This window comes from Paenibacillus germinis (assembly GCF_013141785.1).
GTDB classification, from domain to species: domain Bacteria; phylum Bacillota; class Bacilli; order Paenibacillales; family NBRC-103111; genus Paenibacillus_E; species Paenibacillus_E phytorum.
In genome coordinates this window covers 108,133-123,288 of the sequence record NZ_WHOC01000094.1, presented here as the reverse complement: position 1 = coordinate 123,288, position 15,156 = coordinate 108,133, and the positions used below count along the sequence as shown (strand labels likewise).

The 15,156-nt window shown below is 44.4% G+C and carries 11 protein-coding genes; 5 read left to right on the top strand and 6 right to left on the bottom strand.

All coding sequences use genetic code 11. From position 1 onward, the window contains the following. Positions 1 to 27: 27 nt before the first annotated feature. Entirely contained in the window at positions 28 to 948 is a 921-nt protein-coding gene (locus GC102_RS19360) for an ABC transporter permease (RefSeq protein WP_171691000.1), read from the top strand. Between the two features lie 11 nt (positions 949 to 959). After that, entirely contained in the window at positions 960 to 1,823 is an 864-nt protein-coding gene (locus GC102_RS19355; RefSeq protein ID WP_171690999.1) for a carbohydrate ABC transporter permease, read from the top strand. Here GC102_RS19355 and GC102_RS19350 read toward each other — a convergent pair. Continuing rightward, positions 1,820 to 4,072, bottom strand: a complete 2,253-nt coding sequence (locus GC102_RS19350; RefSeq protein ID WP_171690998.1) for a helix-turn-helix domain-containing protein — start codon at positions 4,070 to 4,072, stop codon at positions 1,820 to 1,822. The genes GC102_RS19355 and GC102_RS19350 overlap by 4 nt on opposite strands. A 221-nt stretch (positions 4,073 to 4,293) precedes the next feature. Here GC102_RS19350 and GC102_RS19345 point away from each other — a divergent pair, with 221 nt between their 5' ends. Next, on the top strand, positions 4,294 to 4,986 hold the full coding sequence (locus tag GC102_RS19345) for a right-handed parallel beta-helix repeat-containing protein (protein ID WP_171690997.1): 693 nt from the start codon (positions 4,294 to 4,296) through the stop codon (positions 4,984 to 4,986). Between the two features lie 168 nt (positions 4,987 to 5,154). Then, complete coding sequence (locus GC102_RS19340; protein ID WP_171690996.1) at positions 5,155 to 5,940, top strand: sugar phosphate isomerase/epimerase family protein; 786 nt, start codon at positions 5,155 to 5,157, stop codon at positions 5,938 to 5,940. Between the two features lie 240 nt (positions 5,941 to 6,180). On the opposite strand, the gene GC102_RS19335 is transcribed toward GC102_RS19340, so the two are convergent. The 5 genes from GC102_RS19335 to GC102_RS19315 all read right to left on the bottom strand — a co-directional run bounded on the left by GC102_RS19335 (position 6,181) and on the right by GC102_RS19315 (position 12,657). After that, positions 6,181 to 8,013 (bottom strand): right-handed parallel beta-helix repeat-containing protein, encoded by a 1,833-nt coding sequence (locus GC102_RS19335; RefSeq protein WP_171690995.1) that lies wholly within the window; start codon positions 8,011 to 8,013, stop codon positions 6,181 to 6,183. Next, the gene (locus GC102_RS19330) at positions 8,013 to 9,014 is read right to left on the bottom strand and encodes a ComEC/Rec2 family competence protein (RefSeq protein ID WP_171690994.1); all 1,002 of its coding nucleotides are present in this window, start codon (positions 9,012 to 9,014) and stop codon (positions 8,013 to 8,015) included. Before GC102_RS19330 ends, GC102_RS19335 begins: the two co-directional genes overlap by 1 nt. Before the next feature lie 81 nt (positions 9,015 to 9,095). After that, positions 9,096 to 10,727: a type 2 periplasmic-binding domain-containing protein gene (locus GC102_RS19325; protein WP_171690993.1), complete on the bottom strand. Its 1,632-nt coding sequence runs from the start codon at positions 10,725 to 10,727 to the stop codon at positions 9,096 to 9,098. Between the two features lie 103 nt (positions 10,728 to 10,830). Next, positions 10,831 to 11,715: a carbohydrate ABC transporter permease gene (locus GC102_RS19320; protein WP_171690992.1), complete on the bottom strand. Its 885-nt coding sequence runs from the start codon at positions 11,713 to 11,715 to the stop codon at positions 10,831 to 10,833. 12 nt (positions 11,716 to 11,727) lie between these two features. Beyond that, positions 11,728 to 12,657 carry an ABC transporter permease gene (locus GC102_RS19315; protein ID WP_246321007.1) on the bottom strand — a complete coding sequence of 310 codons (930 nt, stop codon included), beginning with the start codon at positions 12,655 to 12,657 and terminating at the stop codon, positions 11,728 to 11,730. A gap of 244 nt (positions 12,658 to 12,901) precedes the next feature. Between GC102_RS19315 and GC102_RS19310 the strand changes: the two genes are divergently transcribed. Next, positions 12,902 to 15,148: a helix-turn-helix domain-containing protein gene (locus tag GC102_RS19310; RefSeq protein ID WP_246321000.1), complete on the top strand. Its 2,247-nt coding sequence runs from the start codon at positions 12,902 to 12,904 to the stop codon at positions 15,146 to 15,148. Positions 15,149 to 15,156 lie beyond the last annotated feature (8 nt).

Genomic DNA, 15,156 nt, shown 5'->3' with positions numbered 1-15,156 from the left:
AATGACAAGCTAGCAATCGGAGGGATTATGACAACACGTGCCTCATATTCATGGGTTCGCAACCTAAAGCGCGATAAATATCTGCTGCTGTTGTTTTTGCCGTGTCTGCTTTATTATTTGATTTTCAAATATGTGCCTATTTTCGGAATTATTATAGCGTTCAAGGATTATAACCTCTACAAAGGCATCATGGAAAGTAATTGGGTGGGCTTTAAGTGGTTCCAACTGTTTATACAAAGTCCGGACTTTTTCTCCGTACTAAGGAACACGTTCCTATTGGGATTTTACAAGCTGCTATTCGGCTTTCCCGCACCGATTCTCTTAGCCTTGCTGATTAATGAAGTGCGTAATTCGATATTCAAACGCTTCGTGCAAACCGTCAGCTATATGCCGCATTTTATATCAAATGTCATTGTGGCCGGCATCGTTACGATGTTCCTGTCTCCACGGAATGGAATGATTAATTCTTTGTTGGATTTTATAGGGATCACACGGATTAATTTTATGGTGGAGTCCTCCTGGTTTCGCACGATTTATGTATCCAGCGATATTTGGCAGCATATCGGTTGGGGGACTATCATTTATTTGGCTGCTCTAAGCGCCGTAGACCCTCAACAATATGAGGCTGCGCGGATCGACGGAGCGAACCGTTGGAAGATGATTCGGCATATTACGCTCCCGGGTATTGCTCCGGCTATCATCATTATACTGCTTCTCGAAATTGGAAAAATCCTTGAGATAGGCTTTGAAAAAGTGTATTTGCTAGCCACTCCGGTTGTTTACAGCACAGCGGATATTATAAGCACTTACGTCTATCGTGTGGGACTGTCAGAAGGAAGGTATAGCTACGCAACAGCCATCGATTTATTCACAGGTATCATCAGTTTCAGCTTCATTCTGTCTGCGAACTGGATTAGCAGAAGAATCAGCGACAACAGTTTGTGGTAGGGGGAAAGGGTATGGCGCAAGGAAGAACTTGGTTCGACTATGTGAATGTGATTTTACTGATAGGCGTCATGATTGCTTGCTTGTATCCATTTCTCTATATGATGGCTATCTCACTCAGCGGAGCAAGGCCAATTACTCAAGGAGAAGTCTGGCTTTGGCCGAAAGAAATAAATCTGGATATGTATCGATACGTTTTCCAGGACGGGAGGATCGTGACAGGCTACAAGAATACGCTGGTCTATACGATGTTGGGTACGATGTGCAGTTTGCTGGTGACGGCAATTGGAGCGTACCCGTTGTCAAAGCGGGAAATGGTGTTGAACAAGACGTTTATTCTGCTAGTCGTGTTCACCATGTTTTTTAATGGAGGTATGATTCCGACCTTTCTGGTAGTCAAGCAGCTGTACTTGGTCAATACGATCTGGTCCATGGTGCTGCCTGGTCTGGTCTCGACGTGGAGCTTGCTGATTATGCGCACTTTCTTCATGGGCACGCCGAAGGAGTTGGAGGAGTCCGGTAGAATCGACGGTCTATCCGACATTGGGATTCTGTTCAGAATTGTGCTGCCTCTGTCCAAGCCAGTTCTGGCCTCCATCGGTTTATTCTACGCGGTCGGTATTTGGAATGGATTTATCGGACCTCTCTTATACTTACGTGATCAGCACTTATTCCCTCTCCAGATTATATTACGCGATTTAGTCCTCTCCGGCGAGACGTCCAGCAGCTCAGGGCCGATTGCAGGCGGGATTACCATCGTCGAGACTGCTTTGAAATACGCGGCGATCATAGTGGCTACGCTTCCGATCTTGATGGTATACCCGTTCATTCAGAAATATTTTGTTAAGGGAGCCCTGATTGGCTCAGTAAAAGGCTAATGACTAATCTGTGGATTACTGCGTAACATCGTTTTTCTGTAATCACCCGGAGGAAGTCCTGTTTCTTTTTTGAACATCCGGATGAAAGAGGTGCCATTTCGGTACCCAATTGCCTCCCCAATCTCTTGTATAGTGAACGTGGATTCCAGCAGCAGTTGTTTGGCTTTGCTCAGACGAATGCCGTTCAGGTGATCAATAAAGTTTTTGCCGGTATTTTCTTTAATATACACCGAGAGGTAGCTCGGCGACATGCTTAATTTGGAAGCGAGAAGGTCCAGTGAGATATCCTCCTGGTAATGATTCTCAAGGAAGACCATGACATAGTTAATCAGATCGTAGCTTTCTTCCCGTTTTAAAGTAACAGCCCTTGTCGCTTCGCTTATAGCCGTTTTCAAAAGTTGTTTGTATTGCTCCAGCGTAACGCACTCCAAAATCTGTTGGGAATAGTTTTCCAAAGACTGGGGCATCGGTATTTTGAGTAGTTCCATGGTTTTCTTAGTACGTACGAGAACATACTCAGCAAAAGCGTAGATTTGACGAGACGTTGTCGAGAGCGTCAGTTTTTCATCAAGGGCGCGGTCGATCAAGTGATGGCAAGCCATCTCATTGCCCGTCTGCAATTGCACGTAAAACTCTTGATCTTGATCCATCGTGAAACCTACAAAATCCTCGGAACCGAGATGGTCGCACAAAATTTGCGTCTCTTCAAGCGGTCTGGATTGTAACACGAGACGCAGAGCTTCCACATAAGCTTGATCGAATTGCTCCGAGGAAGTAATTAGAGGGCTAATGGCAATTGTAACCAGATAATCTTGGGTGTCTTGATCAAAGATTTGCTTGAGCTCTTGGAAGCAATTCCGCAGCGCGTCCGACTGCTCGTTATTGTTATGAATTACGGAGAGCAGTTGGTCGTGTTCCATCTGAAATGTTGTCGAGTCAGGAAATTGGGACAAGAGGACAGTGCCAATCATGTCCCGAATGCGTTTAGCTATTTGACCCGATGAAAAAGAGCTTTTCACAGACTGGCGAAATCGTAATTGATAGACAACAATCTGGAAGTTGCCTTCTTTGACGGGCATTTCACCAACTTGATGACTGTCCAGAGATAAATTTTTAAGCCGGACTATGTAGCTGTATTGGATTAACATCGAACTGCTGCTCATAAGCTTCCGGCTAATCTGATTTTTTTCATGCAGCAAGCCCACGAAATGATCCTGAATAGCACTGAATTCCTGGATATGACTGGGGAAGGAATCCGTCTCCGATTGCTTCATCGCCTTCATGATCCGTTTAACTGGGCGATCGATGTTTTGGCTAAACATCCAGGAAGCTAATAGAGCAAGAGTTACAGTAACTATGAATAATATCAGTGCTATTTCGTTCATACGTATAATTTTTGCATTTAATTGTGAAGTTGGAATGACCGTCACATAAGTAAAGCCGGTTGCTGGGCCTTTTTCGAAAAAGAAATATTTTCCATGATCTTTGAACCAATCGGAATTTCCAGTCCAAGAAGGAATGATTTCAGAATTTGGTTCAGATTGATACATAACGGTACCGTTTGAATGAAGAATAAATTGCAAAGAGCCTTGGATTTTATGGTTGGCCTTAAACCATTTCTCCATATCAATCATAGCAATGATGCTATAGGTGCTGTTTGGCAAGTTCATTTCAACAGGCATTAAGGTTTTAAGGGCTTGACTTATCCCAACCCGAAAAGGTCGGCTCGGGGCTGGGGTCAGATCGGATGTAAGGCCGTCCTTGCGATACCAGTAGGACAGGGGATACATTTCGTTCACATAATATTGCGAGAACATACGGTCTGCATCCACCAAAGCCTCTTTCTCTAACAAAAATCCCGCTTTCTTGTATAGGATCATGACGTTCTCGAACAAATACGTGGGCTGAGAGACCATCGTCTGAAGATTCTGGATTGTATTTGCGACCATAGTGTAATCAAGTGAAGCTTTACCGTCTTGCAAGCTTTGACGCTCGATTGCCTGCACACGTTCATCAAACTGGAGGCTAAGCATGAGTCCACGCCAGATTTTGAACTGATTCTCTAGTCCATCGACTGAATTCTTAATCATGGCGCGATTGTAAGCTACAATCTCATTGTCTACATTTTTGCTATAGACTGTAAATGACCATAGGTTAAATGATGAGAACAATACCATGACAGTAAAGAAGTAGACAAGCATTCTCATAAACAAGGAATTCATCCGCAGTTTGTGCACCAGTAAGTTCATATAGTGGGGCTCCTTTGTTGTAATTCTAATTCAATTCTATCTGATGGAGGGAGGTGTTGAGAAGTTACAATCTTTCTGAAAGTTGACCATTTTTATTTAAACTGTCGGATCGATGTAAACTAATCCAAGGAGGTTCGTATGAAGCGAAAACTGGGAGATACACAAATGTCTCGGCGAAAATTTTTGAAGGTATTCGGTGCGGTTGGCGGGTCAGCCATGTAGTGGAAGTTCGCGCTGCGATAACTCAAGCACGCAATTTGTATAACGTCAAAGTCACCGGGAATTCTGTAGCGATGGCAGATGGTTCGACCGATGGCATTTTATTCGGCGGCTATGCGGCGGATAGCTGGAACGTATACGGAATGATAGCTAGCGGCGATGTTCTTCAGGCGAGTGCCGGTGGTTTCGGAGTAAGGTTATTTCGTGGGGTAAACTGTATGGTCGATAAAAATCTCATTACAGGTTCCAACTACGCCATTTATATCGATACGTGCAATCAGTTGGTGCTATCCTACAATCTGGTTTCCGGATCCGGAATCTGTGGCCTGCAAGCTACGAACGATTCCAATGATGCGATTGTAACAGGTAATCTTTTCACCGAGGTACAGAACAAGGGGATTTTCGTCACTAGCAGCTCGGACCGATGGATGATGAATTTCAACCTGTTTCGCAATACCGCCAAAGCATCCGGACAGAAAGCGGCCGAATTCTCCGCAGGTTCGACGAAGGGTTCTTTCAATGGGAATTTGTTCTGGAGCAATCAGACAACCAAACCGGCAACTCTGTTATATACGACTTCAGACACCACCCTGTTTATGTATGCAGGCAACAACCTGGTCGGAGCTTATAGCGGAACCGCACCCATTAATGTAGCTTCCAGCGTGGGATCAGCAACCGCCACCAATATGTCGTGAGACGATTTGATGGTCAGGGTGGAGGTTTCTTTCGTTTGGGTAGCTATCCATTTTTTTGAATCCAAGAACTAGATAAACATACATGAATATGTATGTAGATCATGACCGCCGAATCAACTAAACTCCATTTAGAATATAATATTTATTGCCAAAGAAAGCAGGGATACTATGACTGTATTGATCAACCTACTGCCTTATATGAAGCGGATTGAGGATTGCAAGGAATTATTGGATCAGTGGTCTGGCGGACTGGAAATTCCAATGGATGGCCCCAATTGGGAAGAACCTACCAACTGGAATGAGGAGTTCCTGCGATTTAAGGATTATTCAGGACCGATTAGTGTCCATTCGCCAATATGGGAATTGAACCTGGCGTCTGCTCGTTTCGAGGTCATCAGCCAATACTCCTATGAGGTATACAAATCGTGTCTGGAATGGTCAGCTCGAATCGGAGCTGAGCAGATGGTTCTGCATCCGAGCTTGTATTCCACGATGCTGTTTAACCGGAAACAGTCGCAAGCGAGATCGATCGACAATCTGAAACGATTGGGCGAGGTCGCGAAGAAACTCGGCATTGACCTTGCTGTAGAAAATGTAGGATTTCATGAATTCGCCTTGTTCGACGAGGATGAATTTGTGAGACTCTTTGAAGAAATTCCGACGATATCCGCTTTGGTTGACGTAGGCCATGCTCATATTAACGGCTGGAATACTCCAGAGCTGCTTCGCAGATTAGACACACGGCTTAGCGCAGTTCATCTGCATGACAACGATGGGATTGACGACCTGCATCAGCCCATAGGGGAGGGTACCATTCTGTGGGATCCTATCTTCGACACATTAAAAAGTATGAAGCATTCATTTCGATCCATTCTGGAGTACCAATTCGATACTCCGCTGCAAACCTTATTGGACCATGCGAAATTGGTGGAAACCAAACTGGCTGTTAAATGATTTACAAATAAAGTATTGAAGTGATTATCGGTAAATCAAATTTCATAGACTGAAAAAGGCAGGGAACCCTTACTAGTTAAGGGTTTTTTTGTTTTATAACAGATGAAGAAGATGCAGTAGTACAGCTTCATAAATTTTCCTTGTTGACGAACTGTTGACGAACCGACTAAAAAACAAGCCTCGGTTTAGCCTGCTTCTTTAGAAAAAGCGGTGACCCGGGGCTTGTATTTAAATACTTACTTATGCGGGGCTAACCATCATAACGCCATCGTTACCAATGGTCATCTTATACCGTATTCCGTTCGGACTATGTAAGTAAATTCCGTCAAAGTTCGTGGAACCTTGAACAGACACGGCGGCCGTCATGCCCTCAGCGATGTTGTCAGCGACTTGCACATCGCTGCAAGTACTGGTAACGCTTATGCCATATTGGTTTTGGTTGCCGGTCAAAGCTTTAGTAATATGATTGCCTGCGACCTTCCCTTTTTTAGCTGAATTCGCAACAAGGATGCCACTTCGCGTATTGTTAGTTTCAGTTGCCGGGGAATGAATGATATTTCCAATAATCTGGAACTTCTCCATGCTTTGAATATAAATACCGGTCCTGCCGCAGCGATCGATCTGATTATGAAGTACCTGAATGTCGGCTGTGAGTCCGCGGTTTTTGTAATCTGCGTCTGGTTCTTCGGAGAATAAAGCCTCCGTAATGATGTCCTGAAAGACGTTATGACTGATACTTGCTTTGGTTACGTAAGATATCCAGATTCCACGATATTGGTTGCGGAACAAGTTGCCGGTAATGCTCACATGATGCACCCATCGCAGGTTGATGCAGTTCTTGCTGGACGATCCCTGCGCGAACACATTGCCCTCGATGATAACCGACTCCACTTTGGCATGTATCAAAGCCGTTTTGGGCCATCCTACGCAATAAATCGTTTCGAGCTGCGTCCCCTTAAATATATTACCAGAAATTACAATATTTTTACTGGACTGCGGTAGACCGGTTTGGTTACCAGCAGCATCTTTGGACGAATTGGTATTTCCCGCCGGATTTGACAGCATAACGCCCCTGTTGCAATTGAGGAACAAGTTGTTCGAGATAAATAGTTCAGCGAACTTGAAGCTGCGTACCCCGGCAAAAGTCATACCTTCGAAGGTATTGTCAACTACTTTGATATTCGAGTTATAAAGGTCATAAACGGCGTAATGATTGCCTACACCCGCAGGCCATGCTTGTGTACCCGGTGTGCCGCTTGCCCCGAAGTAGCAGCTTCGGACAGTAATGTTGCGGCATGGGGTTCCGTCGAAGGCTCCCATTTGGCTAAAACCTTCCTGCGTATGATTGGCTAATTGAATCGCTTCCGCATAATCTCTGGAATGATCTGGCGTACTATCCCGATATCCAAGGAACCGACAATTCTCAATTACGACGTTTTCGCAAGCGTTCATATCGACACCGTGAGCGGTAACGACATCTCGCATTTCGATGTTGCGGATTATGATGTTCCTGCCTCTGGCCATGCCGAACCCATTATAGGTATCAGGATACTGGAGGATGTTCCCTTCCCAAATACCGCCTTCGATCCATAAATTTCCATGCCCTTCGTAGCCTTGGAAGCCAGGGCCGTTATCTCCATTTACTAAAAATGAATGATCATGGCAGCGTAGAATTTTGGCATCTGCATCTAATGTCAGACGTGTATGACGGTAGATCCGCAGTGTGTCTGTGACTTTGTAGGTCCCTTTAGGAATGTGAATATGAGAGCCCGTCCCTTGAAGCGCTTGATTCAATGCATTCTGAATTGCGGCGGTATCATCGGTTGAGCCATCCCCGACAGCACCGTAATCACGAACATTTTTCATTGATACTATTTCCGTCGTAAAGATAGGATGGCTTTTCCGACCGTAGACCTCTTCAGTTACCGAATTGGCAGAAACACCAGAAGTAGATTCGAATAACCTAGTACCGGCCGCAAGGGCTACACTTGTCAATCCCAACGAGGCAAGCAATTTTCTTCTGCTAATTTGACGTGTTGGTTGTTCCACATGTTCCTGTTCCTGTTTCGACATCAATGATTCCTCCTTAACCAATCTTTTTCCGTCGTTACGTTCATCGTCTTACCATCGGAGCGAAGCATAATATTGCCGTGCATGCCGGTGGAGTAAACCTTCGCGCCTTTTTTCTCCAAGCGCTCCAGCAGGTTTGGGCTTTGGAACAGGTTTTGACTCATGATGACGATCTGCGGAGAAACGGCCTGCAGGAACGCCTCGGATGAGGAGGTTGATTCGCTGCCGTGATGAGGAATATCCATCATGTCTGACTTCAGCTTCTCTTTCCAGGGGGAAGAGGTAAGCTCAATTTCCCGGTGCTTGTAGATATCAGCGGTAAACAAGAATGTACGTTCACCATAAGTCATCTTAAGCACCATGGAATAATCGTTAATTTCCGGAGCGGAAAATGTCTTCACCGATTCGGGCAACGCTCCCTTGGGTGGACTGAGCACTTCGAATCGCACATGCTCGCCCAGTAGGAATACATCTCCCTCCTCAAGCGTTTTCATAGGAACTTGCTTCGCTTGAAGAGGGGCTATGGCATTGTTGTAAGCGGACGATTTGGTATACGGCAAATTCACCATATAAAAAGACTTGATTGGCTTCTCCTTCGCCACGGTGGCGAATCCCCCGATATGATCAATATGCGGGTGGGTGTTCAGTGCGATGTCTAGTGAATCAATTCCAAGCTTATTTAAATAATTCACCACTTGCGGTCCAACTTCCGGCAGTCCAGCGTCTACCAGCATCGTCTTGCCATCCGGAGAAACAATCAAAAAGCTGTCACCCATCAAATTATCTCCATCCAAATAAAAATAACGGATGGTCAGTTGTCCTTTACCAACTTGCTTATCAAATATTTGCTCCGTTCGTACACTCGGCACTTTCTGCTGGCTCTGAATTGTCAAGGCGACTGGAGTCACCTGGGGCTTGGTATCCGTGCAGGCTGTAAACAGCAAGGAAAGAATGACCGCAATGCACACTAGCTTTGCAACAGCGGTCCAGTGCTTCAAGAACATGATCTCATCTCCTTCCCATTCTGAAGGATAAGCAGGAGGGCGACTAGGCAGCCCTCCCTAGAATCTGCTAGCATTGCTAATTTACTTCTTGTAACGATCGTACGCTTGCTTATAGATTTTCATATATTCACCAACACCCATTTTATCAACGGTAGAAACGTATTTATCCCACTCTGACATCGGTGCGGTACCGGAAATAAACTTCGCTTCCATCTCACTGATATAATTTTGGATATCATTTCCAATGGACGATCTGAACTCGGTTTCTTCCTGAGTAAAGTTAAATGCATTCCATAGCTCTTTGAGTTTGTGTTGTTCCGCTTTCTTCCCTACAGCTATCGATTCTGGCAATGTCTCGGAGCCTTTGAAATATTTTTCCTGCACATAGCCTGGATAGCTTCCTCCGAGCCAAGTGATGTATTTCGCCAATGCCTGATCCATGGTCAATCCGTTCGGATTTTTCGTAATTTCTTCTACGAATTCCAGCTTGCCATCCGCAGCCTTTTTATAGGTTTGTCCTTCAACACCCATGAAATAAAACGTTGCTCCTTCGTCGCCGTATAAGTGGTCGATCCAGCGGATCGTGGCTTCAGGGTTCTTGTTTTTGTCTGTGACAACAAATGATCCAGGCCATACGATAGGTACCTTAACTTGAGTAAACAATTGATCGCCGTGCGGCCCTTTTAATGCGCCAAGTCCATAATAGCCCGGCTGGCTCATCTGGGTCATCGGATTAGGATTGATCGTTGAGCCAAAGACTCCCTTCCCGCCTTTAGCGTACAAGGCAGCCGGTTTAACCGTGAAAATTTCCTTATCGATTAGGCCTTCTGTATATAGCTTGCGCACGTATTCGATGACCTCTTTGTATTTCGGATCTGTTCGGAAGAAGCGCAGTTCATTCGATTTAGAATCGACATCTACGAATTTGTGGCCCAATCCACGGTTACCGAAGTCCCATGCACCTCTTATTTGTTCAATTAGCGGATTGATGCCCTCTCCAGCGTAAGGAACTTCGTCCGCCTGACCATTCCCATTCAAATCGGTATTCTTGACTGCCTTCAAATATTGATAAAACTCCTCGGTTGTCGTTGGTTCCTTCATTTTGAGCTTCTCTAGCCATTCCTGCTTGACCCAGAGCGGGGTTCCGATGAGCATCGGAAGGAAGTCTGGACTATAAAAGGACGGGAATGAATAGATACCGCCATCAGGCATAGTCAGCCCTTTTTTCAAGTCAGGGTATTTCTCCATCAGTTTCTTGAAGTTAGGTGCATAATTGTCAATCAGGTCATTCAATTTGACAAAGGTCCCCTGAGCGCCATATTTCGCTAAATCTGCAGAAGATACTCTCGAGGAATAAAAAGCGTCTGGATAATCACCGCCAGCTAACACAAGGTTACGTTTTTCGTTTAAATTTTCAAAAGGAACGAGCTGGAATTTGACGTTAACATTCGTCATTTTCGCATATTCTTTCCATACAAGTGTTTCTTCAAAGTTATTGCCATTGGTAGGAGCTTTGCCCGTGAAAAAGGTCAGTGAAATAGGCTCTTTTACGATCGGCATGCCCGTTTTGTTTAAGTTGGCAACGTCCTTCGTATTGGCACTTGGACTGGTAGGATTCTTCGCTGTACCTTGCTCTCCTTCACTACAAGCCGACAATAGGCTTCCGGTCATGACAGCTACTATAGTTAACGATACCCAGCTCTTACTTTTCATTAATTTTTCTGCCTCCCTTATTTTCCTTTACATCTATGGCTAAAAGGTATTACCTTAATAGCTAAACTTATAAAGCGCAGCATGCAAGCTCTTACAAGTGCCCTTACCCTTTGATCGCACCGATCATAACGCCCTTGGCAAAATATTTTTGAAGAAATGGGTACAACAGAAATATTGGCAAATTAGCAACGATGACCAGTGCATACTTGATGGCTTCACCTTCCAGTACGACATTAGCATTCGTATCGTCACCAACTCCCAGCATCTCTTGCATTTGTCCCTGAATCAGGATTTCGCGCAAGAACAGCTGCAACGGGTATTGATCACGATCGGTCAAATAAATGAGGGCGCTGAAATAGGAATTCCAATGTCCTACACTGTAAAATAGGATCATAACCGCTATAATTGGCATCGATAGCGGCAGCACAATTTTCACAAGCGTGCCAATATTCGAACAACCATCAATCGAAGCGGCTTCTTGCATCTCTTGCGGAATACCGTTTTGAAAGAAAGTTCGCATGATTAAAATATTATAAACGGATACGGCTCCCGGAATAATAAGCGCCCACATCGAGTTCAGCATCCCCAAATCTTTGACCAATAGATAGGACGGAATCATGCCCCCGCTGAAAAACATCGTAAACACCATCAAAGCAGCAAAAAGATTACGTCCGTAAAAATCTCTTCGTGAAAGAGGAAAAGCTGCTGCGATCGACATCACCAGATTGATGGCGGTCCCGACTACGGTATAAATAATCGTGTTCGTATAACCAGTTAAAATTTCACTGTTTTGAAAAACTCTATAATATCCAATTAACGTAATTTGTTTCGGCCAAAGCCAAACCTCACCTCGCATGACCGCTTCGGGACTGCTAATGGATGCAGCCAGAACGAACACTAACGGATATAACACAACAACGCATATAAGTGCCAATAATGCATGGACGAACCAGTCGAATAATTTCTCAGTGTTGAATTGCTGCTGCATCTTCCTGACCTCCTACCATAAGCTTGTGCCGTTTACTTTACGGGCCATTCGATTGACAATGACAAGTAAAGTGAAATTGACGATTGAATTGAACAGACCGACGGCTGCGGAATAACTGTATTGCCCATCGAGAATCCCTTTGTGGTATACATGGGTGGAAATAATGTCAGATGAAGACATATTGAGCGAATTCTGCATCAGGTACACCTTCTCGAAGCCAACGCTGAGCAAGGAACCCATATTCAGGATGAGCAAAATGATGATCGTAGGTATAATGCCTGGTAAATTAACATGCCAGATGCGCTGCCAGCGGCTCGCTCCGTCCACCCTTGCGGCTTCGTGAAGCTGTGGATCGATACCGGTTAAAGCAGCCAAATAGATAATGGAGCTCCAGCCCATTTGCTGCCATACACCCGAGCCAACATATATGGTTTTAAACCAAGCCGGCTCCGTCAGAAAATCAATGGGTGCTCCCCTAAACCAGGTGATCAGTCCATTCACGATTCCCGTTTGAGGCGAGAGGAAAATGAAGATCATTCCTACCATAACTACCGTGGACAAAAAGTGAGGCGCATAGGTAACGGTTTGTACGAAACGGCTAACTCTCTTGGAGCGCAGCTCGTTGATTAAGAGCGCAAGCGCAATCGGTACGGGGAAGCCAATTACTAACTGGTACACTCCGATGCCGAGTGTATTTTTGAGTAATCTCCAAAAATAGTAGCTTTCAAAAAAGCGCTCAAAGTGTTTGAAGCCGACCCATGGGCTCCCCGTAATCCCCTTGTTTGCGATAAAGTCTTTGAATGCAATCTGCACACCGTACATCGGCACATACTCGAATATAATAAAGAAGGCCATGACAGGTAAAATAAGTAAGTACAAATCCCAGTTTTTTTTGATACGCCTCACCGTTGCCGAACTTTTTTTTCGGGTACTTACATTCATTTCTGCTGTTGACATAGAAGATTGGTTCGACAAATTCTCACCCGCTTTCGTTTTTTCAATTCAGATCGTAGCATGGCTCTGAGGAAATAGGTATTTACAGTTCTTATGTTCGTTGGCTAAATCATGGCCCACCCAAAATAATGATAACTACATAAAAAATAGTATCTTATTTACAAGACCATATTCATGTAGAATAAATACAACCAAATAAAGATAGAACCTCACTTGAAAAGGAGTACTCTCATTGAAATGGCCTATCTTTAACCGACAAATGCTCGTTTTTAAAATATTCATTAGCTTTCTTGTCATTATTTTACTGTTTTCCTCATTTAACCTGCTGTCCGTCCATTTATTCGGAAAGGGCGTACAGAAAGAGATTATTCAGTACAACCGCTTGATGCTTAAGAATACCGCAGAGCGGTATCAAACTCATTTTGAGCGAATGAAGACTATACTGTTTGATCTTTATTCAGATGAATATGTGGTTGCTTTCAACCGTCAACTTCTTAGGAAGAGTCCGTTAGATATCGAGTTTTCCTCTGCGATGGAACTTATGAAGCCTCTGCGGGCCCAAGCGTACAATCCGATGCTCTATCTCCATAATGTGTTGATTCATTTCAACACGCCATCGATCGTTTTTGAAAAGGAAGGCAGCGTCGAAGCGGACATGCTTTTCTCGCGATTCTACGTGAGCGAAGATTACCCGCTCTCATTTTGGGAAAATAATTTCCGTGATTCCCGCAATTACAGGCTGCACGCCGAAGAAACATTTACTGTGTCTAGCCTGAATTCCGCATTGGATCTACAGCTTATTCCATTTTCGTTTCGGGTGCCAGCCTCCAATTATCAGGTGATTGCCTTGCTTGATGGCAATCTGATGCGAGAAGCCTATTATGGCGAGGAGGACAATCGGCAGTTCATGATCTTAGAGAAGGATGGATCGCTTCTATATAGCACCTCTGGTCGGCTGGCGGCAACCGATATACCCAAGTTTAATGAAAGTGAAGATTACATCTTATCCGGCGATTATTACTTTTTTAGAGAAGCGCCTGCCGACTCTAGTCTCACCTATGTAACAGCTGTTCCTTATTCCAATATTGCGGCAAGAGTCAGGACTACCACACTTACTCTGATCTTAATCTCTGGCGCTGCGATCATCATCGGCATCCTTGCTTCCGTGTTCTTCAGCCGCAAAATTAATCGACCAGTCAAAGATATGGTAACTTTGCTTTTACGCAGGGATTCGGGCAAGTTGAAAAGCACCATTCACGAGTTTGACTTGATCCATCAGAACATCCGGGATTTGATGCTGGAGAAGGAGGCTACCCTCAAGGATCTAATCGACAAACGATCTCTTCTGACTAGCTTTGGTTATATCAATAAATTGAAAGCTATTATGTCCGACATTAACGACTGGAAGGATATCGCCGAAATGAACGAACCGTTCTTCATCGTATTGTATCAGCTCCACTTTAAGATGCTATCGGTTGAGAACAGTCAGATGAAAACGGATCGCATGGCTTACTATATTCAGGAGTATATTAATGTGGTCATGTCCGAATCTGTTCCCTCTTCCCATACCTTTCAAATCGAAAATAATCAAATATTATCTCTAATTAGAGGTAAAGATTTGGGAGAAGAGTTGGAGCAAGGACTGGGGATGCTGAAAATGATACTTGACCGGGATAAAGATTATTTTCTTGCAACTATTGCAATCAGCTCGGTTTACGAGCATTCCAGCCAGTTTAATGATGCCTATCTCGAAGTTCAGGAGATGGCTCAGCGAGCTAGGCCAGTTGATGAAAGCCAAGTCATTCGGGAACGTCGCCATGTACCACCTCAACTGGTATTCACAGTTCAGCAAGAGCAAGAGCTGTACGCGAACTTGCAGGCAGGCAACCATGAGTTCTGTATCTCATTCTTGAATCGGATGCTCGAACAATTTGATCGAAAGGAAGCAAGCATCCAGCAGCTGAAGCAACTGGCTGCTGGAATCATAGCAAGGGTAGTGAAAATATTAGCACCCTATGGAGTCGATGCAGAATCCTCCATGCAGCAGCGCAATATGGCACTTATGAAAGAATGCTACACGCTGGACCAGTTCAAACAGTTCTATGAGCATCTTTTTCTCACATCCGCGACAATCATCTTATCCATCAAAGATGAACAAGATCCAACCATCTCGTTCATCTTGGACTATGTAGAGAATCGGTATGCGGAGGATCTGTCACTTGAACTGCTTGCCGATAAACTGAATTTATCCGTTGCCTACTTGTCGGTGTACATTAAAGAGAAAACGGGCACCAACTTCAGCGAGCACTTAAATGCTATCCGAATTCGCAAAGCGAAGGAGTTGCTTACCGAGCATAATCTTAGTGTACAGGAAATTGGCCTTCAGATCGGTTATCAGAACGTCACTTCTTTTATACGAATGTTTAAGAAAATAACCGGCATACCGCCCGGTGAGTATCGGAAATCAAAACGAATGTAAACCATCTA

Bases quoted from the DNA above. Each gene is read 5' to 3' on its own strand.
- GC102_RS19320 (WP_171690992.1), bottom strand. From the start codon at position 11,715: ATGCAGCAGCAATTCAACACTGAGAAATTATTCGACTGGTTCGTCCAT.
- GC102_RS19325 (WP_171690993.1), bottom strand. From the start codon at position 10,727: ATGAAAAGTAAGAGCTGGGTATCGTTAACTATAGTAGCTGTCATGACC.
- GC102_RS19360 (WP_171691000.1), top strand. From the start codon at position 28: ATGACAACACGTGCCTCATATTCATGGGTTCGCAACCTAAAGCGCGAT.
- GC102_RS19330 (WP_171690994.1), bottom strand. From the start codon at position 9,014: ATGTTCTTGAAGCACTGGACCGCTGTTGCAAAGCTAGTGTGCATTGCG.
- GC102_RS19350 (WP_171690998.1), bottom strand. From the start codon at position 4,072: ATGAACTTACTGGTGCACAAACTGCGGATGAATTCCTTGTTTATGAGA.
- GC102_RS19315 (WP_246321007.1), bottom strand. From the start codon at position 12,657: ATGAATGTAAGTACCCGAAAAAAAAGTTCGGCAACGGTGAGGCGTATC.
- GC102_RS19355 (WP_171690999.1), top strand. From the start codon at position 960: ATGGCGCAAGGAAGAACTTGGTTCGACTATGTGAATGTGATTTTACTG.
- GC102_RS19335 (WP_171690995.1), bottom strand. From the start codon at position 8,013: ATGTCGAAACAGGAACAGGAACATGTGGAACAACCAACACGTCAAATT.
- GC102_RS19340 (WP_171690996.1), top strand. From the start codon at position 5,155: ATGACTGTATTGATCAACCTACTGCCTTATATGAAGCGGATTGAGGAT.